Source organism: Actinomyces faecalis (assembly GCF_013184985.2).
Lineage (GTDB): Bacteria > Actinomycetota > Actinomycetes > Actinomycetales > Actinomycetaceae > Actinomyces > Actinomyces faecalis.
The window spans coordinates 1,305,217-1,323,776 of record NZ_CP063418.1 but is presented as its reverse complement, the minus strand read 5'-3'; the positions used below and the strand labels follow the sequence as shown (position 1 = coordinate 1,323,776).

Sequence of the window (18,560 nt, the reverse complement as noted above, 5' to 3'; positions counted from 1 at the left end):
CCTCGCGCGAACCAGCCCGGACTGGCCCACGGTGCGGTTGGTCCTCTGGTCGAGGACCTGGGACGCACCCGCGTGACTCTACCAGGGTCCTCCCAGGCCTCGCCCCCTCAGACCCTCCCCCAACAGCGAGCCGTTGGCGTGGAATCGCTCACGTTTCCTGAAGGCCGTCGTCGGCGCAGCCGTCCAGGCCGCCACGGGCCCGCCACCGGCCCGCCTCAGTGGGCAGCAGCCCTCCACGTGGCCCCGCGCCCCACCGAGACGTCCAGCGGCACGGACAGGTCAGCCGCGTCAGCCATACGAGCACGCACCAGCTCCTCGACGGCGTCAGCCTCACCCGGCGCCACCTCCAGGAGGAGCTCGTCGTGGATCTGCAGCAGGATGCGTGAGGCCAGCCCGGCCTCTGCCAACGCGTCAGCGACGTCGATCATCGCCTTCTTGACGATATCCGCCGCACTGCCCTGGATCGGGGCGTTGAGCGCAGCCCTCTCCGCCATCTCGCGACGCTGGCGGTTGTCACTGGTCAGGTCCGGCAGGTAGCGGCGACGCCCGAACATCGTCTGGGTCCACCCGTCACGGCGGGCCTGGGCGACCACGGACTCCAGGTAGTCGTGCACGGCACCGAACCGGGCGAAGTAGGCGTCGCGCAGCCCAGAGGCCTCGGCGTTGTCGATCCCCAGCTGCCGGGCCAGGCCGTAGGTGGACAGTCCGTAGGCCAGCCCGTAGCTCATGGCCTTGACGTGGCTGCGCTGCTCGGCGGTGACGTCAGCGACGTCGATCCCGTGCACCATAGCGGCGACGTAGCGGTGGAGGTCCTCCCCTGAGCGGAAGGCGTCGATAAGCGCCTGGTCGCCAGAGAGGTGAGCCATGATACGCATCTCGATCTGGGAGTAGTCGGCTGTCAGCAGGCACTCGTAGCCCTGCCCCACCGTGAAGGCCTCTCGGACCCGCATCCCCTCCTCCGTGCGGGCGGGGATGTTCTGCAGGTTCGGGTCGGTCGAGGACAGCCGTCCGGTGGCTGCCACGGTCTGCTGGAAGGTGGTGTGGACACGCCCGTCGGGCAGCACCGCCTTGCGCAGGCCCTCGATCGTCTGACGCAGCTTGATGGCGTCGCGGTGCTCCAGCAGGCTCTCCAGGAAGGGGTGACCGGTCTTGGCGTACAGGGCCGCCAGGGCCTCGGCGTCCGTGGTGTAACCGCGCTTGGTGCGCCGTGTCCTGGGCATCTCCAGCTCGTCGAAGAGGACGGCCTGAAGCTGCTTGGGGCTGGAGAGGTTGAGCTCGTGACCAGCGGCGGCGAAGGCCGCCTCAGCCGCGTGCGTCACCCGGGCGTCAAGCTCGGTCTCACGGGCGGACAGCACGGAGTCGTCGACGGCGATCCCCGCGTCCTCCATCTCCGCCAGGCACGCCGCCACCGGCATCTCCAGCTCGGTGTACAGGGTCTGGGCCCCACGCTCGGCCATCTGCCTGTCCAGCACCTCCTGCAGCGCCAGCAGCGAGGCGGCGCGTCGAGCGGAGGCGACCAGGGTCCGCGGCGCCGTGCCCTCAGCCAGTGACTCCAGGTCGAAGACGCTCTGCGCCTCCTCCTCGGCCTGGGCCAGGGACTCCAGGTCCAGGCCGAGCCAGCGCTCCGCCAGCGTGGCGACGTCGTAGGTGCGCTGCTCCGGGCGGCACAGGTAGGCAGCCAGGGCCGGATCCGCCACGACGCCGTCCAGTCGGACACCGCGTCCGTGCAGGGCGTGCCAGGTCCCCTTGGCGTCGGCAACCACCTTGGGGTGGTCCGGGTCCGACAAGAGCTCGTCCAGCGCCTGCTCGTCCGCGGCAAGCATGAGAGTCATGTCCATCACCAGGGCGCGTACGCCGTCGGACACCGACACCACCTGGGCGTCACCGCGTCCGGGTGCGAGCGTGCCGACGACGTCGAGGCCGATGGGCACGCCGGCGTCGCCCAGGTGACGGTGGAGCCAGCGCTCGACCTGTCCCGGCGCCACCTCACGTCCCAGCGCAACGACCTCGAGGTCCTCCAGGGCAGCACGTGGAGCCCCCTCCCCCCTGACCTCCTGGGCGTGGTCAGCGGTGTCGGAGAAGCTCAGTACCCGCAGAGCCCGTTGGTGGAGCGTGCGAAGCTCCAGGCTCTCCATCACCCGGGCCACGGCGCTGCGGTCCGCAAGCGGCGTGCGCAGGTCCCTGAGCGGGTCGATGCCCAGGTCAAGGTCCGTGCGCAGCCGGTTGAGCCGGCGGTTGCGGATGACGTCGTCAAGGTGGTCCCGCAGGTTCTGCCCGGCCTTGCCCTTGATCTGCTCGGCGTGGGCGATGACACCCTCCAGCCCGTCGTAGAGGTTGATCCACTTCGCCGCCGTCTTCGGGCCGACCCCGGGCACTCCCGGCAGGTTGTCGCTCGTCTCCCCTACCAGGGCCGCCAGGTGCGGGTAGCGCTCGGGCGGCACGCCGTAGCGCTCCTGGACCTCCTGCGGCGTCATCCGGCGCAGGGTGGACACGCCCTTGACGGGGTAGAGCACCGTACAGCGGTCCGTGACGGTCTGGAAGGAGTCGCGGTCACCCGAGCAGATGAGGACCTCCATGTCCTCCCCCTGCGCCTGGGTGGCCAGGGTCGCCAGGATGTCGTCGGCCTCGAACCCCGGTGCCGTCACTGAGCGCACGCCGAAGGCGGTGAGCATCTCCTCGATCAGCTCGATCTGGCCGATGAAGGGCTGCGGGGTCTCGTCACGCGTGCCCTTGTAGTCGGCGTACTCCTGGGTGCGGAAGGTGCCGCCCGGCAGGTCGAAGGCCACCGCCACGTGGGTGGGCTGCTCCTGCTCCAGGAGCGAGAGGAACATGGAGGTGAAGCCGTGGACGGCGTTGGTCGCCTGGCCGGTGGAGGTGGTGAAGGAGTCCACCGGTAGCGCGAAGAAGGCGCGGAAGGCCATGGAGTGGCCGTCGATGAGCAGCAGCCGTCCTGAAGCGGGGCGTGCGACGTCGTTACCGGGTTGGTCAGGGGTGGTCGAGGTGGTGCTCACCGTGCCAGCCTACGGGTATGAGCCCGACCGAGTCTGCCTGTCCCCCCGCTGCCTCCTCTCCTGAGCAGTCACCGACCCTCCAGGAGGCCGAGCGCGGGACCCTCATGACCACCCTGGGGATGGAGGTCACTGAGCGCGGCGCCGAGCGCACGCAGGTGCGGATGCCGGTCGAGGGCGCGCGCCAGGTGGTCGGGATCCTCCACGGCGGCGCCACCGCCGCGCTGGTCGAGACCGCTGCCTCCGTGGCCGCGCGTGAGGCAGCGCCACAGGGCACGGTCCCGGTGGGTGCCGAGCTCCAGGTCAGCCACCTGCGGCCGGTACGCCATGGGCTCGTTACCGCCGTGGCCACGCCTGTCCACGTCGGACGACGTACCGCCGTCTACGAGGTGGCCGTCTGCGACGAGGCCGGTCACCTGGCCGCACGCGGCACCTTGCGCAGCCTGTTCACCCCTGCTGGGTAGACGCACGAACGTCGGTGCGGCGTGAGCCCGTACCACCGGGGCACGAGATCACGCCGCACCGACGTCTCTCAACTGCGCGCGGTACCTGACCGCGACCGCCTTCGCTACTCCTCGGCGGCACCGACCTGCTCGATGACGGCGTCAGCGACCTCACGCATGGTCAGGCGACGGTTCATCGAGGTCTTCTGCAGCCAGCGGAAGGCCTCGGGCTCGCTCAGGCCCATCTTCTCCATCAGCAGGCCCTTGGCGCGGTCCACGCGCTTGCGCGTCTCGAAGCGCTCCTGTAGGTCGCTGATCTCGTTCTCCAGGGACTGGATCTCCTCGTGGCGCGAGGCCGCGATCTCCAGGGCGGGAACGAGGTCAGCGGGCGTGAAGGGCTTGACAACGTACGCCATGGCGCCGGCGGCGCTGGCACGCTCGACGATCTCGGTCTGGGAGAAGGCCGTCAGCATGACGACGGCGACGGAGTGGTTGTCCAGGATCTTCTCGGCTGCCGTGATGCCGTCCATGACGGGCATCTTGACGTCCATGACGCACAGGTCGGGCTCGAGCTCGTCAGCGAGGGCCACGGCCTGCTCGCCGTCGGCGGCCTCTCCGACGACCTCGTAGCCGGCCTCCGTCAGGGTCTCGACGATGTCGAGGCGGATGAGGGTCTCGTCCTCGGCGACAAGGACACGGCGTTTGGTGCTGGGCTCGGTAGTCACGCGGCAATTGTAGTATGGTCGCCGTCGTTGTCGCGCGATGGTGTCGCGCCTGGCAGCAGCGGCGCCTCCGTAGCCCAATTGGTAGAGGCATCCGACTCAAAATCGGAGCGTTGTGGGTTCGAGTCCCACCGGAGGTACTTCTTCTCAGGCCTCTTCTCCGTAGCCGTGGTAGACGCGGGGATGACCAGCCTTCGCGTGATCGTGACGTGCCCCGGTGCGCGACCACGCAGCAGCCGATGGCCAGGAGCAAGTACAGCGCTGATGAGCCCAAGAGCGCGTATCGGCTCGACCACAGTGACGCGAGTACCCCAGCAACCGCGGCACCTCCTAGTGAGCCAATCGTCTCGAAGGAGTCAGCCAGGCTTGTCACCGATGACAGGTCTGCTGCGGCCAGGACCACCTGACGCTTAGTCGTGACAACGACATCGACAACCAGTCCGAGTGCTCCAGACACCCCTGCAAAGAGTCCGGCGCCGATCACGTAGCCGGAGGTTGTCGCAAGCATGACGACGAGACATGCCGCGGACAAGCCCGCCAACAAGGCAATGACGCTCTCTGTTCTGCCTGGCCGAGCCAGCGTCTTGAGTCGCACCGAACACAGAAGCCCACCAGCAACGTAGCCGATTCCCCCACAGCTGTAGACCACGCCATAGCTAACAGAATCGGCGGAGATGACAGTCAGGAGGAGAAAAGGTAGCAGTGTCATCACCAGGCGCCGAGCAAAGGCCAGAGCTCCTGGGGCCAGCATGCCGATCACTACAGCAGTGCTGTCCTGAGAGGGCAAGCTGACAGCCAGAGCCCTTCGAGCAAGACCGATGCGGCTGCCTCGTCTGTCACGACCGGTGTCCTGAGGAGGTTGACAGTGATGCCGACGGGCCTCGGCGTCCTGCGTGATGAGCAACGAGAACACAGCTGCTGAAACCAGCCATGTCAGTGCGTCCGCGGCCAGCAAAGCCTGGGAGGAGATCACGATCAGTGCGAGACCAACTAACGAAGGTCCCAGGACAGAGGCGCCGGCACGAACCAGGCTCCGACGACCGTTGAGAACACAAAGGTCATGCTCATGTCCAGCGACAACCCTCACCGCATGAGCGACGCCGATCGAGTACGACGAGCCAAGAGCGCACACGGTCACGTAAGCAGCGACGACGATGCTGACGGCCCAGGCGGCACGCGTCGGCGACAGTGCAACCAGACTGAGACAGACCGCTGTCGCGAACGCACCGATGACTGCCACGAGCCGGGCGCCTAGTACCCGCGCACCGACAGACAACGCTAACGAACCGAGGACGGCGCAAGCCGATCCACCAGCAGTGACTGCAGCGAGCTCACCTGCCCCGATGCCATAGACATGGACAAGCAGGTATGGAAAGACAATGAAACTGCACTGCTTCCCCATCTCACCGATCGCCTGCTCACCAATCAGCAGCATCTGCCCGTGGCGCCTTCGCCACTGTTTCGAATGCACCGGCCAAGAGTATCGGTCAGTGATCCACTAGCCCTGCGTACAGAGCGAAATGCGTACCAACCTTCACGTGCCTGCAGATGTCCAGGATCGTCGTCAGGCAGAGACCTCGATGATGACGACGCTTGTACGACAAGGCCGGACGACCATCAAGCGACCCTTCCCTGCTCGAGCGTGTGCGGGTGCGACCGAGTGAAGAGATATTTCCTCTTCACTCGGTCGCACCCGCACACGCTCGGCTCAGTCAGGCCATGTAGTCGACCGTCTCACCCACCGTGTGGACACGGATGGAGTTGGTCGAGCCAGGCGTGCCCGGCGGCATACCGGCGACGATAATCACCTCGTCACCAGGGCTCGCCAGGTGCTTGGCCTGCAGGAGCTCGTCCACCTGCGCCACCATCTCGTCGGTGTGTCGCACCGAGGGGACCTCGTAGGTGGTCACGCCCCAGGACACCGCCAGCTGGTTGCGGGTCGTGCTCAGCGGGGTGAAGGCCAGCAGCGGGATGGGCGAGCGCAGCCGCGACAGACGGCGCGCCGTGTCACCGGACTGGGTGAAGGTCACCAGGTAGGTGGCGTCAAGCTGCTCACCCATGTCCGCAGCCGCGCGGGTCATCGCGCCACCTCGGGTCTGGGGGTAGGAGCCCAGCGGAGCGATGCGCTCGCCACCGTTCTCCTCGACGTTCTCGATGATGCGCGCCATCGTGCGCACGGCCTCGATCGGGTAGGCGCCCACCGAGGTCTCGCCGGAGAGCATGACGGCGTCCGCACCGTCGAGAATGGCGTTGGCGCAGTCCGAGGCCTCGGCGCGCGTGGGCCGAGGGTTCTGGATCATCGACTCCAGCACCTGGGTGGCCACAATGACCGGCTTGGCCTGGCGACGAGCCAGCTCGATGGCACGCTTCTGCACCAGCGGCACCGCCTCCAGAGGCATCTCCACGCCCAGGTCACCGCGGGCGACCATGATGCCGTCAAAGGCGGAGACGATGTCGAGGAGGTTCTCCACCGCCTGAGGCTTCTCGATCTTGGCGATGACGGGGATGTGCACGCCCTCCTCGTCCATGATCTGGTGGACGTCCTTGATGTCCTCGGCGCTGCGCACGAAGGACAGGGCGATCAGGTCAGCACCGATCCGCAGGCCCCAGCGCAGGTCCTCACGGTCCTTCTCGCTCAGCGCCGGCACGGACACGGCCACGCCAGGCAGGTTGAGGCCCTTGTGGTTGGAGACGTACCCGGGCACCTCGACCTTGGTGACGACGTCGGTGTCCGTGACCGCGACGACGCGCACCGCGACGTTACCGTCGTCGATGAGCAGACGGTCACCGGGACGGCAGTCACCCGGCAGGCCCTTGAAGGTGGTGGACACCCGCTTGACGGTGCCCACGACGTCCTCAGTGGTGATGGTGAACTCGTCACCCTTGTTGAGCATGACCTTCTGGTCATTGACGAAGGTCCCCAGCCGGATCTTCGGTCCCTGCAGGTCGACGAGGACGGCAACGGGGCGGCCAGAGGCCTCCGCAGCGGCACGGACCCGCGCGATGACCTCCTCCTGGTCCTCGGCCCGACCGTGCGAACGGTTGATACGGGCCACGTTCATGCCTGCGTCGACGAGCGCCTGCACCTGCTCTGGAGAGTCTGTCGCTGGTCCGAGGGTGCATACGATCTTGGCTCTACGCATGGCGCCCATCCTACGTGAGTTTGTCCGCGATAGCCCGACCAGCGCCGAGCGGCAGGCTTAGGACTATCGTCACGCAGCCTGGGAGGGGGCCGCCGAGGCCTCGTCGTCGAGGTGACGGCGCGAGACCACCACGTAGCCCACGAGCCCGACGACGAAGACCAGCAGCGAGGTCCACACGTTCAGCCGCAGGCCTGCGACCATCTGCGCCTCGTCCACGCGCAGGCACTCGATCCAGGCACGCCCGGCGGTGTAGACCATGAGGTAGGCCCAGATGAGGCGGCCTCCTGTCGCGCCGTCGCGCTCACGCAGCCGGTGGCCCAGCCAGACCAGGAAGGCTGCTCCAGCCAGGTTCCACAGCGCCTCGTAGAGGAAGGTCGGGTGGAACAAGGTGCCGGAGGCGTAGCCGGCCGGCAGGTGGGCGTCGTCGATCTCCAGGCCCCACGGCGCCGTGGTCGGCCCGCCAAAGAGCTCCTGGTTGAACCAGTTACCCAGCCGCCCCACCGCCTGGGCCACGAGCAGCGTCGGTGCCACGGCGTCAGCAAAGGGACCCAGCCGCAGCCCACGGTGGTGCAGCAGCCACGCTCCCGAGGCCACCCCGGCCGCGATTCCGCCCCAGATCCCCAGGCCTCCGTGCCACACCTGCGGGATGAGGGCGAGGTTGCCGTCGGGCCCGAAGTAGGCGTCGGGCGAGGTCAGGACGTGGTAGACCCGCGCGCCCACGATGCCCACCGGTACGCTGAGCACCGCTACGTCCAAGGTGGTGTCAGGGTGCCCGCCCAGACGCCGGTAACGGCGTCCGGTCCACCACACGGCGATGAAGACACCGGCGAGGATGCACAGCGCGTAGGCGCGTAACGGGAAGGGGCCGACGTACCAGACTCCCTGTGCGGGGCTGGGGATGGACACGGGTAGCACTCAGAGACCCTCTCGGTGGACGGCGGTCAGCAAGGAAGGGTGGGAGCCGGCTGCCACGAGCTGGGCGACGAACTGCTGCGGGTCGGCTGAGCGGATGAGAGCCTCCCCGACCAGCACGACGTCGGCCCCGGCCCGGGCGTAGTCCATGACGTCACGTGCCCCGCTCACGCCGCCCTCCGCCACCCGGATGACCGAGGTCGGCAGGACCTCAGCGACCTGCTCAAAGCGTGTGGGGTCGACCTCCAGAGTGCCGGGGTCACGGGCGTCGACGGCCACGCACCGGGCCCCGGTCTCCACGGCCGTGATCGCCTCACGCCGGGAGTGCGCCTCGACCACGGCGAGCATCCCCAGTGAGGCGGTGCGCTCGATCAGCGACTCCAGGACGAGCGGGTCCAGGCGGGCGTCAAGCTTGAGCAGGTCGGCACCGTGGGCACGCGCCTCGTGCACCTGGTAGGGAGTGACGACGAGGTCGTTGACGAGCACCGGCACGTCGACGGCCCCCCGGACCGCGTCCAGGTCACGGACGTCACCGTTGGAGTAGACAGGCCCGGTGACCACCGAGACGCAGGCGGCACCTCCGGCCTCGTAGAACCGGGCGAGCACGGCGACGTCACCCACCCCGCTCAGGTCCGCGAAGGTGGCTGTGGCCCGCTTGACCTCGGCGATGACCGAGACGGCCCGCCCCTCGGCCCGCAGCACGGCGACGGCGTCCAGGGACGCCGCGGTGGTCCGCACCACCTCGCGCAGGGACTCCAGCGGCAGGCGCTGCTCGCGCACGGCGACGGTGTGGCGCGTGGCGCTGACACGCTCCTCGAACGCGATCACTGCTCACCTCCTGCCGCTGCGGCGTCGTCCGCAGGCCGCCTGAGGACGGCCGGCTGCGACGCCATCGTCCTCGCGGGCGACGTTCTGAGGCAAATCCGTGGTCGCACGGTCTTAGGACTCGTCCTCGTCCGGGCGACGCCCGACGACGGCGCCCAGGTCGCCCCCGGCCTCGAAGCAGCTGTGAGCGCCCGTGTGGCAGGCCGCCCCCACCTGGTCGACCTGGATGAGCAGGGCGTCGCCGTCGCAGTCCAGTGACACCGACCGCACGTACTGGACGTGGCCGGAGGTGTCCCCCTTGCGCCAGTACTCGTGCCGGCTGCGCGACCAGAAGGTGACCCGGCCCTCCGTCAGGGTGCGCCGCAGGGCCTCGTTATCCATCCAGCCCAGCATGAGGACCTCACCGGTGCCGGCCTCCTGGATCACGGCAGCCACGAGCCCGGCAGCGTCCCTCTTCAGCCGCGAGGCCACAGCCGTGTCCAGCGCCGGCCCCAGCCGTACGGGGTGGCCGGCCGCGCGCAGCGCCTCCTTGGCCTGACGGATGGTCAGCGTGCCGTAGTGGAACACGCTGGCCGCCAGGACGGCGTCTGCCCCGTGGTCGGCGGCAGCGGCGAAGTCCTCGGCCCTGCCCGCCCCGCCGGAGGCGATGAGGGGGACGGTGACCTGGGCACGGACGTCATCGAGCATGGCCAGGTCGAAGCCACCGGTGACACCGTCGGCGTCCATGGAGTTCAGCAGGATCTCCCCCGCTCCCAGCTCAGCGGCGCGCCGGGCCCACTCCACCGCGTCGATACCGGTCGAACGCGTACCACCGTGGGTGGTGACCTCGTACCCGGAGGGCGTCGTGACGCCCGGCGGGCAGCGCCGGGCGTCCACGGAGAGCACCACCACCTGGTTACCGAAGCGCTCGGCGACCTCGGCGAGCAGCTCGGGACGAGCGATGGCCGCGGTGTTGATGCCGACCTTGTCCGCCCCTGCCCGCAGGAGCGTGTCCACGTCCTCCACGCTGCGCACGCCCCCGCCCACGGTCAGGGGCACGAAGACCTGCTCGGCCGTAGCGGCCACGACGTCGAGCATCGTCGCCCGGCCCTCACAGGAGGCGGAGACGTCAAGGAAGGTGATCTCGTCGGCGCCCTGGGCGTCGTAGCGCCGGGCGAGCTCGACCGGGTCGCCCGCGTCCCGCAGGCCCTGGAAGTTCACGCCCTTGACGACCCGTCCGTTCCTCACGTCCAGGCACGGGATGACGCGGACGGCGACGCTCATGGGCACTCCTGTCAGGTGGGAGGGACAACGCGGCCAGACTACGCGAGGCGACCGGTAGCCTGCGTGCATGTCCGTCTGCGCCCGACCTCCTCTGCGCGTCACCGCCGCTCAGGCCCCGGCCGTCCTGGCCGGGCTCGTCGCCCGCTACGAGGACGTGGCCTACCGAGGCACTCGGTCTGCGGCCCGGGTCGTGCTCGCGATCGACGGGATGACGGGCTCGGGCAAGTCCACGCTGGCCGCGAGCCTGGTGCGCGTGCTGCTGGGCCAGGGCCGGAGGGTCACGGTCCTGGCCGTCGAGGACCTCGTCCCTGGATGGGACGGTCTGGCCGAGGGTGTGGCTCGCGCGGCCCAGGCCCTGCGTGACCTCGCGCGCGCTGGCACCGCCTGCCCCGTCACCTGGGACTGGGAACGGATGGAGCCTGCAGCAGGCCGCCCGCTGACGCTGCCAGGCGGAGGCGTCCTGGTGGTCGAGGGCTGTGGCGCCCTGGCTGCGGCGGCCCAGGACCTGCCTGGCACGGAGGTCGTACGCGTGCTCGTCAAGGCCCCGGCGCCTCTACGGCACCGACGCGTCGCGGACCGTGACCCCTACGCCTGGGACGTCACCGCGTGGGAGGCTCAGGAGCTCCAGGTCGCCCGGACCTGGCGGGCCGAGCCGGGCTGGGGCCCTGACGTCGTCGTCCGGCCTCAGGAGGACGGTGCCGCCGAGGGCGTCACGTAGACCACGCCGTCGCTGGGTGCCGGCGAGGCCGTCGCCCCGGCCTCAGTGAGCGAGGCACCGTCCGAGATCGCCAGGACGTCGACGACGACGACGATCGCCGTGTCCCCACGCGCCTGGTCCGCGGGCAGGCTCACGACCACGCGTGAGCCGACCTGCACGTCGACGAGCCTGTTGGCCAGGCCTGAGAGGGTGTCGGTCATGTCGATGACGCCCGGGGGCGTGGTCCACCCGTAGCTGGAGGAGACCACCGCGCCGTCGGTCCAGGAGACCACCGTGTAGCGGGCGACCAGCCGGTCGGTGGACCGTACCTGCTCGCCCTGGCCCTGGACGAGGACCGTCGTGGAGCCGTGCGTGGGGACGGGACGACCGCCCACGTCCACGGCCATCGAGCCGTCCTCCTGCAGCGTGGCCTGCGGCACGTCCTGCGGCAGCGTCTCCACCGGCACGCCGCTGGCGGTCGTCGGCAGGACGTCGACCACCGTGATCTCGGTGCCCGTGCCCTGGTCGGAGTCCACAGGCGCCCGTAGCACGAGCCGGGAGCCCTCGCGAGCACCCGTGACCGCCTGGGCCAGGACCTCACCCAGCGCGTGAGGGTCCGCCAGGCCACGGTACAGACGCGTGCCGGACTCGGTCCCGGTGGTGTTGGTCCCGTCCGTGCCGGAGAAGGTGGACACCAGCAGCACGATCCCGTCGCCCGCGGCGACCTGGCGTCCCTCCCCCTCGACAACGACGTCCGTGAGGACCTGGCTGGGCGGGCTCAGGTACCCCTTGAGCCAGACCACCGGCACCGCGCCCGCGCGTCCAGCCACCTCCATGACCTCGTCCAGCGGCGCCTCCCCGGCCAGCGTGACGGCCGGGACGGCGGTGGCCGCGGGGCTGGTGGCGGAGGGACCCGCGCCGGTGAGGAACAGTCCCAGCGGCACGGTGACGACGGCCAGCGCGGCCGCTACGGCCAGTGCCACCGCCGCCCGGCCACGGGGCCGTGGCCTGCCCAGCGTGGCACCGATCGCCCGCTGGGCCCCAGTCACCGCGGCAGGCTCGCTCACAGGCGCGGCAGGGGAAGGTGGCTGACGGACAGGCTCGGCAGACGGCTCAGGGACGGTCCCGGCGGCGTGAGCGGCCTCCTGGGCGCGCTCACGCTCCCGCCGGCGTCGGCGGGTCGTGGGCTGTGTGTCGTCCTCGGCTGTCATATGCGGTCCAGTATGTCAGACGCGCGCTCCGTCACAGGTCGCGCACAGCCGGGCTCACACCCCCTGAGGCAGGCCTGTCCCCCACCCCTGGGCTCCTTCCTCCATCGCCGCCACGAGCGCGTCGACGCGCTCGTCGACGGAGGCGAAGGGGTCTCGCAGGGCGATCGCCGGCGTGCGCCCGTCGTCGAGCCTGAGGCTCACCCAGTCAGCCGTCAGGTCCCGACGCAGGTCCTGCGCCCGGCCGATCGCGGTGCCCCGCAGGTGCGCACGAGTGGTCGCAGGAGGGACGGTCACCGCCTCGCGGCAGGCCTCCTCCCCCACCCAGCGGCGCAGCAGCCCGCTGGACTCCAGCCGGCCACGCAGGCCCGCCGGCGTCACGTCGTGGTAGGCCAGGGCCAGGCGCGCGACCCGCGGATCGTCCAGCCCCGTCCCGGCACGCTCGGTGTACCGGGTGAGCAGCTGGTACTTGGCCGCCCAGTCCAGCTCCGTGGACACGTCCTGGGGCCGGCCGGCACGCACGGCCTCCACGCCGCGCTCCCACAGGTCGAGAACCTCGCGGTGCAACGGGCTGAGGTCGCTGTGCGCGGCGCGCGACCGCACCCTCTCCAGGTGCTCCCCCTGCAGGTCCACCGCGGTGATCGTGCGTCCGTCAGCCAGCTCCAACGGGGCGGAGCCGGTCAGGTCGTGGCACACGGTCCTGATGTCCCGCATCGGTCGGGCCAGCTGCAGGTCCGTCAGGTCCCCGCCCTCCTCCAGGTAGTCCAGGAGCAGGTCCATCGCACCGGCCTTGAGCAGGGTGGAGCCCTGGGCGATGTTGGAGTCCCCCACGATCACGTGCATGCGCCGATAGAGCTCGGCGTCGGCGTGGGGCTCGTCGCGGGTGTTGATCAGGGGGCGTGAACGCGTCGTGGCCGAGGAGACAGCGTCCTCCATCTGGTCGGCGCGCTGGGAGAAGACGTAGCAGGCCCGGCCGTCAGCGCCTTTCATCACGTGGCCGGCTCCTACGAGCACCTGGCGGGTGACCAGGTAGGGCACCAGCGTGCGCGCGTCGTTCCAGAAGCTGCCACGACGGCGCACGAGGTAGTTCTCGTGGCAGCCGAAGCCCGTGCCCTCGGCGTCGAGGTTGTTCTTCAGCAGGTGGACACGGCCGGGCACGCCCTGCTCAGCAAGGCGGACGTTGGCCTTCTCCGCCAGGTCAGCCATGGTCAGCTCCCCGGCGCGGTCCTGGGCCAGCAGGTCCTCCAGGCGGTCGCACTCGGCGGTGGCGAACTCCGGGTGGGAGCCGACGTCGAGGTACAGCCTCGCCCCGCCTCGGGTGAAGACGTTGGAGGAGCGCCCCCTGGCCACCACCGGCTCGAAGAGCAGCCGCGCGGCGTGGTCAGCGTCCAGAGGCGGCGGGCCGCCGGCGGTCGACGCACACGTGACGCCGTACTCGGTCTCGATGCCGATGACGCGCCGGGCCGGCACGCTCACCTCACTGACCGCCCTTCTGCACGAATCCCTGGACGAAGGCCGCGGCGTTGGTCTCCAGCACGGAGTCGATCTCGTCAAGGATGTCGTCGACCCCGGTGACCTGGGTCTGGCCGGTACCTCCCGGGACCTCCGGGAGGTCGTCGTCGCTGCCGCCGGTGGGTCGGATCTGCTCGTGCTCGCTCATGGGCGTGATTCTCTCTCTGACGGTCCGCTCGTCCCAATCGTCGCGGCGACGGCGTCGTGCAGCACCCGCAGGACCCGCTCGACCTCGCCGTCGTCCATGACGACGTCGCCAGGAAGGCTGAGGCGAGCGAGCTCAGCACGGCCGGGAAGGTCGAGCACGAGACTCGTCCACGAGGCGCCGACGACCTGGGCGAGCTCAGCCACCGCCCTGCCGCGCAGCGCCGCCCGGGTACCGGCCGGAGCCGTCAGGGCCGCGTCCTCGATCTCCTCGTCCGTGGCCAGGCGCCGGGTACGGCCGGCGGCGACGAGCCGCTCGGCCAGGCCCTGGCCGCCGCGCAGGTCGGCCCACTGGATGTCCAGGGCCGCCAGGCGCGGGTCGTCCCAGCCGCTGGAGGCGCGGGCTCGAAGTCCTTCGCACAGCTGCAGCTTGGCGACCCACTCCACGTCCCGGGCAGCTCGCGTCGTCGCCTGCGCCTGCCGAGGGGTACCGAGCGCGGCAGCGTAGTCCTCCAGCGCCGTGAGCACCTCGTCCCACAGGCTGAGCGCCTGCGTCGTCAGCGCAGCGTCCTGGTCGTCCAGGCCGTCGTCGGCCACCGCCTGGCCCACCACCTCCAGGTAGCGGCGCTGGATACCCAGGGCCGTGCGCGGCCCGTCGACGGTGGCCAGCTCGTGGCGCAGCGTCACGTCGTGGGACGTCGCCCACTGCTCCTCGACCGGGTCACCGGTGAGCCGCAGCCCCTCCAGCCGGCCCAGGCCCTCGCCCCGGGCGTGCGAGCGCTCCAGGTACCACAGCAGCAGGCTGGTGGTCGCGACCTTGAGGTAGATCGGTGTCTCGAAGCGGTTGGCGTCGCCGTTGATCACGTGCAGGCGGCGCCAGCGTGAGGCCTCGGCGTGCGGCTCGTCGCGGGTGTTGACGACAGGCCGGTTGAAGGTGGTCTGCAGGCCGACGTCGTTCTCGACGTAGTCCGCCCTCTGGCTCATCTGGAAGCCGGGGCGCTCGGAGCGCTGCCCGATCCCCACGCGGCCGGCCCCGGCCAGGACCGGACGGGTGACGAGGAAGGGGATGAGCGCGGCGGCCAGGTCCTCGAAGGGCAGCGAGCGCTGCACGAGATAGCTCTCGTGGGACCCGTAGGCCGCTCCCTTACCGTCGACGTTGTTCTTGTAGAGCACCACCTCGTCCGCCACGACCCCGCCGGCCCCCTGCGCCAGGGCCTGCATGGCCCGGCGGGCCACCACCTCGCCGGCCCGGTCCCACACCACGGCGTCATGGGGGGTGAGGACCTCGGGCGAGGAGTACTCGGGGTGGGCGTGGTCGACGTACAGGCGTGCGCCGTTGGTCAGCACCGTCGTCGTGGCCCGGGGCAGGGCCTCCTCGGCGGCGCTGGGACGCGGCCGGGTCCCCCACGGCGCCGGGGGCAGGTCCGCCGCCGGGTCAGGTCCGGTCTCGCCCTGCTGCCCTGAGGGGGCCAGGTGATCGGGGTCGTCGGTGAGCATCGAGGGGTGGGCCGCAGCACGGTCCAGGTGACCGCCACGCAGGTCCGCCAGCGGGTCCTCCCCCTCGTAGTCCCAGCGCACCGGCGCAGCCTCTGCCCCGTCCACGCCTCGCAGCCCGGGACGGGAGCGTGCACCGTAGGCGGCGACGAGGCTGGAGGCCATCGCGACCGGGTTGGCATAGGGGTTGCCAGGCTGGAGGATCCCGTACTCGGTCTCCAGGCCCACCGGGCGGACGACCGGCTCCCGCCGGCTCACTGCTCCTCCTCGGGCTCGGTGCCTGCCTGGGCGTCCGGTGCCGTCAGACGCGTGACGCTGCGGATCGCCTCGCCACGATGGCCCACCACACGGGCCCACCCCTCGGGGTTGGTGGCCCCGGTGATCTCCTCGTTCTGACGCGCCTCGGCCCGAGCCGCCGCCAGCAGCCGTGGGGTGGACAGCCCGCCGTCACCCCCGGCCAGCTCGTCCTTGATCGCAGCGGTCTTGGCCCGTGCGACGACGGCGGCCAGCATCGCACCGCTGACGAGGTCACCCAGGTACAGGGTCTCGGTCATCGACGAGGCGTAGGTCACGCGCAGGACCGCGTTGCCCGGGGTGCGTGCGTACATCGCCGCGACCACCGCCTCGCGCATCGAGCGGGCGGTGGCCTCCCGGTCGCCGTCGTGGGAGGCGAGCTCGCCGGGGTCCAGCGGCAGGTCGGCGCGCAGGTGCTTGGACATGACCTCCAGCGCGCCGCCGGCGTCCGGCCGGTCGACACGGATCTTGACGTCCAGGCGCCCCGGCCGCAGGATCGCCGGGTCGATCATGTCCTCGCGGTTGGAGGCTCCGATGATCACGACGTTGCGCAGCGACTCGACCCCGTCGATCTCAGCCAGGACCTGGGGGACGATCATCGTCTCCACGTCCGAGGACACACCGGTCCCACGGGTGCGGAAGAGCGCCTCCATCTCGTCGAAGAAGATGACGACGGGGCGGTCCTCTGCGGCGACCTTGCGCGCCTGCTCGAAGATGGCCCGGATCTGGCGCTCGGTCTCCCCGACGAACTTGCTCAGCAGCTCCGGTCCCTTGATGTTGAGGAAGGCTGCGCTTCTGCTGCCGCCAGCAGCGTGTCCGCCCTGGCTGGCGGACCTCGCCAGGGACGTGGCGACGGCCTTGGCGATCAGCGTCTTGCCGCAGCCGGGGGGACCGTAGAGCAGCAGGCCCTTGGGAGCGCGGAGCCCGTAGCTCCGGTAGAGCCCTGGATGGGCGAAGGGCAGCTCGAGGGCGTCACGGATCTCCTCGATCTGCGCTCCCAGCCCCCCGATGTCCTGCCAGGACACGTCCGGGGTCTCGGTCACCACCAGCTGCTCCACGCTCGTGCGCTCGACCACCGCCGTGGCGACGTCGGCCCGCAGGTCGGCGGCCAGGGTGTCCCCTGCCTGGAGCGAGGCCTGGCTCAGCGGTCCTGCGAGGCGCAGCACCCGGGTGCTGCCCGACCCGGTGGTCACCAGGGCACGACCGGCGTCGAGCACCTCGTCCAGGGTCACGGCCTCCCCGGTGTCCGCAGCCGGCAGCGCGTCCACGACGAGCATCTGGTCGTTGACGGCCACCTGCTGGCCCACGCTCAGACCCGCCGGGTCCAGGCTCGGGTGCAGGCCCAGGCGCATCGGGCGTCCGGCCAGCACGACCTCGACCTGCGCGGGACGCGCGCCGGTCGGCTCTGACGCCTCCTCCTGCCCAGGAACCCCGGTCAGCACCGCCAGCGTGACCGGGGGCCGGGTGACGGCGTCCAGCTGCTCACCGAGCTCGGCAATCTGCTCACGGGCACGGGTCAGGGCGGAGGCCAGGCGCTCGTTCTTCTCCGCCAGGCTCACCGCCTGGGCACGTGCCTCACGCAGCTGGTGGGAGGCGAAGGAGGGTGAGGGCAGGCCCAGGTCCTGCCTGTCGGCGCTGCCACGGACCTCAGTCACGGGCCTCTCCCTGGCTCGTGGCGGTCTCGGCGTCAGGCTCAGTACCGGTCTCAGCGTCAGGCTCGGCGTCGACGAGCACCTCGGTGGCGTCCGCAGGCTGCTTGGCCAGGCAGTCGCGCAGCACCCGGCGGACCTTACGGTCGGTGGAGGTACGCTCCTTGACGTCCTCGGGCAGCCAGTAGCCGCCGTCGTCGTAGGCACCGCGTGCCGGCGGGCGCTTGCGTGTCAGCGGCCTGGAGCCCTTCGCCAGGCGGCGGGCGGACAGGAGGAAGCCCGTGTGGGCCACCATCGTGTGGTCGGGACGCACCGACAGCCCGTCGACGTTCCAGGTGCGCACCATCGACTCCCACGACTCCGGCTCGGTGAAGAGCCCCGAGTGCCGCAGCGCCTCCACCGTGCGCGAGAGCTGTGTCGTGGTGGCCACGTAGGCCAGGAAGACGCCTCCAGGCACGAGGACGCGGGCGGCCTCGGCCACGTTCTCCCAGGGGGCGAGCATGTCCAGCACGACGCGGTCGATCGAGTCGTCGGCCACGTGCGCCGCGGTGACCGCCGCCAGGTCCCCGCAGCGCAGCTCCCAGGCCGGGTGATGGCGGCCGAACCAGGAGTCGACGTTGGAGGCGGCGATCTGGGCGAAGTCGTGTCGCCGCTCGACCGACAGCAGGTGGCCGGTCTCCCCGATCGCCGAGAGCAGGTTCATCGTCAGGGCTCCTGAGCCCACCCCCGCCTCGAGCACCCGGGCCCCGGGAAAGATGTCCCCCAGCGCGACCACCTGGCCGGAGTCCTTGGCGTAGACCACCTGGGCCCCACGCGGCATGGACAGGACGTAGTCGGCCAGGAGCGGGCGCAGCAGGAGCAGCTCGTGGCCCGAGTCCGTCACGAGCACGGTGCCCTCGTCCAGGCCGACGACGTCGCGGTGGTGGAACGAGCCTCGCCCGGACTGGAAGCAGCCCTGGGGGTGAAGCTGGAAGGTGTGCTTGGCGCCCTTGACGTCCGTGACCTGGACCCGCTCGCCGTAGTGGAAGGGGCCACGCCGGCCGGCCTGGCCCAGGACCTCCTGAGTCTCCGTCCGCGGCGGGAGGGTGGGGGCGGCCTGGCGGGGCTCCTGTCCGGCCTCGTGGGCCAGGGCGCTCCCAGGAGCAGGTACAGGCACCTGGGTGTCGCGCGCGGGGTCGTAGTCCGGCAGAGAGCTGGCTGCGCTGTCAGTGTGAGTCATCGTCGGCGAGTCTAGCCAGCCAGGAGC

14 protein-coding genes, 1 tRNA gene and 2 pseudogenes are annotated in these 18,560 nt (G+C 70.6%); 3 read left to right on the top strand and 14 right to left on the bottom strand.

What is annotated here, in order from left to right; genetic code table 11:
• Positions 1-215: 215 nt before the first annotated feature.
• Positions 216-2,921: a DNA polymerase I gene (gene polA / locus HRL51_RS05630; protein WP_244960278.1), complete on the bottom strand. Its 2,706-nt coding sequence runs from the start codon at positions 2,919-2,921 to the stop codon at positions 216-218.
• 107 nt (positions 2,922-3,028) lie between these two features.
• Here polA and HRL51_RS05625 point away from each other — a divergent pair, with 107 nt between their 5' ends.
• Positions 3,029-3,472 (top strand): PaaI family thioesterase, encoded by a 444-nt coding sequence (locus HRL51_RS05625; protein WP_172119992.1) that lies wholly within the window; start codon positions 3,029-3,031, stop codon positions 3,470-3,472.
• A 104-nt stretch (positions 3,473-3,576) separates the two neighbouring features.
• On the opposite strand, the gene HRL51_RS05620 is transcribed toward HRL51_RS05625, so the two are convergent.
• Positions 3,577-4,176, bottom strand: a complete 600-nt coding sequence (locus HRL51_RS05620; RefSeq protein WP_172119991.1) for an ANTAR domain-containing response regulator — start codon at positions 4,174-4,176, stop codon at positions 3,577-3,579.
• A 63-nt stretch (positions 4,177-4,239) separates the two neighbouring features.
• Here HRL51_RS05620 and HRL51_RS05615 point away from each other — a divergent pair.
• Positions 4,240-4,313 (top strand) — tRNA-Leu (locus HRL51_RS05615).
• Positions 4,314-4,591: 278 nt separating this feature from the next.
• On the opposite strand, the pseudogene HRL51_RS12005 reads toward HRL51_RS05615, so the two are convergent.
• From HRL51_RS12005 to hisF, 6 genes and pseudogenes are all read right to left on the bottom strand, one after another.
• A pseudogene (locus tag HRL51_RS12005) lies at positions 4,592-5,575 on the bottom strand (MFS transporter); the annotation flags it as partial.
• A 310-nt stretch (positions 5,576-5,885) separates the two neighbouring features.
• The gene (gene pyk / locus HRL51_RS05610; RefSeq protein WP_172119990.1) at positions 5,886-7,316 is read right to left on the bottom strand and encodes a pyruvate kinase; all 1,431 of its coding nucleotides are present in this window, start codon (positions 7,314-7,316) and stop codon (positions 5,886-5,888) included.
• A gap of 69 nt (positions 7,317-7,385) precedes the next feature.
• Positions 7,386-8,231: a prolipoprotein diacylglyceryl transferase gene (gene lgt, locus HRL51_RS05605; RefSeq protein ID WP_172192555.1), complete on the bottom strand. Its 846-nt coding sequence runs from the start codon at positions 8,229-8,231 to the stop codon at positions 7,386-7,388.
• Positions 8,232-9,056 carry an indole-3-glycerol phosphate synthase TrpC gene (locus HRL51_RS05600; RefSeq protein ID WP_172119988.1) on the bottom strand — a complete coding sequence of 275 codons (825 nt, stop codon included), beginning with the start codon at positions 9,054-9,056 and terminating at the stop codon, positions 8,232-8,234.
• A 111-nt stretch (positions 9,057-9,167) separates the two neighbouring features.
• Positions 9,168-9,536 (bottom strand): phosphoribosyl-AMP cyclohydrolase, encoded by a 369-nt coding sequence (hisI, locus tag HRL51_RS11720; RefSeq protein WP_425321751.1) that lies wholly within the window; start codon positions 9,534-9,536, stop codon positions 9,168-9,170.
• 12 nt (positions 9,537-9,548) lie between these two features.
• A pseudogene (hisF, locus tag HRL51_RS11715) lies at positions 9,549-10,316 on the bottom strand (imidazole glycerol phosphate synthase subunit HisF); the annotation flags it as partial.
• A gap of 67 nt (positions 10,317-10,383) precedes the next feature.
• Between hisF and HRL51_RS05590 the strand changes: the two are divergent.
• Positions 10,384-11,034 (top strand): nucleoside/nucleotide kinase family protein, encoded by a 651-nt coding sequence (locus HRL51_RS05590; protein WP_172192551.1) that lies wholly within the window; start codon positions 10,384-10,386, stop codon positions 11,032-11,034.
• Here HRL51_RS05590 and HRL51_RS05585 read toward each other — a convergent pair.
• Genes HRL51_RS05585 through HRL51_RS05560 form a run of 6 tightly spaced genes read right to left on the bottom strand, consistent with a single transcriptional unit; the run spans position 11,001 to position 18,533 of the window.
• Positions 11,001-12,224, bottom strand: a complete 1,224-nt coding sequence (locus HRL51_RS05585) for an FKBP-type peptidyl-prolyl cis-trans isomerase (protein ID WP_172192549.1) — start codon at positions 12,222-12,224, stop codon at positions 11,001-11,003. The genes HRL51_RS05590 and HRL51_RS05585 overlap by 34 nt on opposite strands.
• Positions 12,225-12,278: 54 nt before the next feature.
• Entirely contained in the window at positions 12,279-13,697 is a 1,419-nt protein-coding gene (pafA, locus tag HRL51_RS05580; RefSeq protein ID WP_172192547.1) for a Pup--protein ligase, read from the bottom strand.
• Between the two features lies 1 nt (position 13,698).
• Entirely contained in the window at positions 13,699-13,881 is a 183-nt protein-coding gene (locus HRL51_RS05575) for a ubiquitin-like protein Pup (protein WP_172119983.1), read from the bottom strand.
• Positions 13,878-15,629, bottom strand: coding sequence for a proteasome accessory factor PafA2 family protein (locus HRL51_RS05570; RefSeq protein ID WP_172192545.1), 1,752 nt, complete (start codon positions 15,627-15,629; stop codon positions 13,878-13,880). The genes HRL51_RS05575 and HRL51_RS05570 overlap by 4 nt, the downstream gene beginning before the upstream one ends.
• On the bottom strand, positions 15,626-17,320 hold the full coding sequence (arc, locus tag HRL51_RS05565; RefSeq protein WP_172192543.1) for a proteasome ATPase: 1,695 nt from the start codon (positions 17,318-17,320) through the stop codon (positions 15,626-15,628). The genes HRL51_RS05570 and arc overlap by 4 nt, the downstream gene beginning before the upstream one ends.
• Entirely contained in the window at positions 17,313-18,533 is a 1,221-nt protein-coding gene (locus tag HRL51_RS05560) for a tRNA (adenine-N1)-methyltransferase (protein ID WP_235954114.1), read from the bottom strand. The genes arc and HRL51_RS05560 overlap by 8 nt, the downstream gene beginning before the upstream one ends.
• Between the last annotated feature and the right edge of the window lie 27 nt (positions 18,534-18,560).

Coding starts and splice junctions, on each gene's coding strand:
- HRL51_RS05590 (WP_172192551.1), top strand. CDS start 10,384: ATGTCCGTCTGCGCCCGACCTCCTCTGCGCGTCACCGCCGCTCAGGCC.
- HRL51_RS05560 (WP_235954114.1), bottom strand. CDS start 18,533: ATGACTCACACTGACAGCGCAGCCAGCTCTCTGCCGGACTACGACCCC.
- polA (WP_244960278.1), bottom strand. CDS start 2,921: ATGGCCTTCCGCGCCTTCTTCGCGCTACCGGTGGACTCCTTCACCACC.
- HRL51_RS05585 (WP_172192549.1), bottom strand. CDS start 12,224: ATGACAGCCGAGGACGACACACAGCCCACGACCCGCCGACGCCGGCGG.
- pyk (WP_172119990.1), bottom strand. CDS start 7,316: ATGCGTAGAGCCAAGATCGTATGCACCCTCGGACCAGCGACAGACTCT.
- HRL51_RS05625 (WP_172119992.1), top strand. CDS start 3,029: ATGAGCCCGACCGAGTCTGCCTGTCCCCCCGCTGCCTCCTCTCCTGAG.
- HRL51_RS05575 (WP_172119983.1), bottom strand. CDS start 13,881: ATGAGCGAGCACGAGCAGATCCGACCCACCGGCGGCAGCGACGACGAC.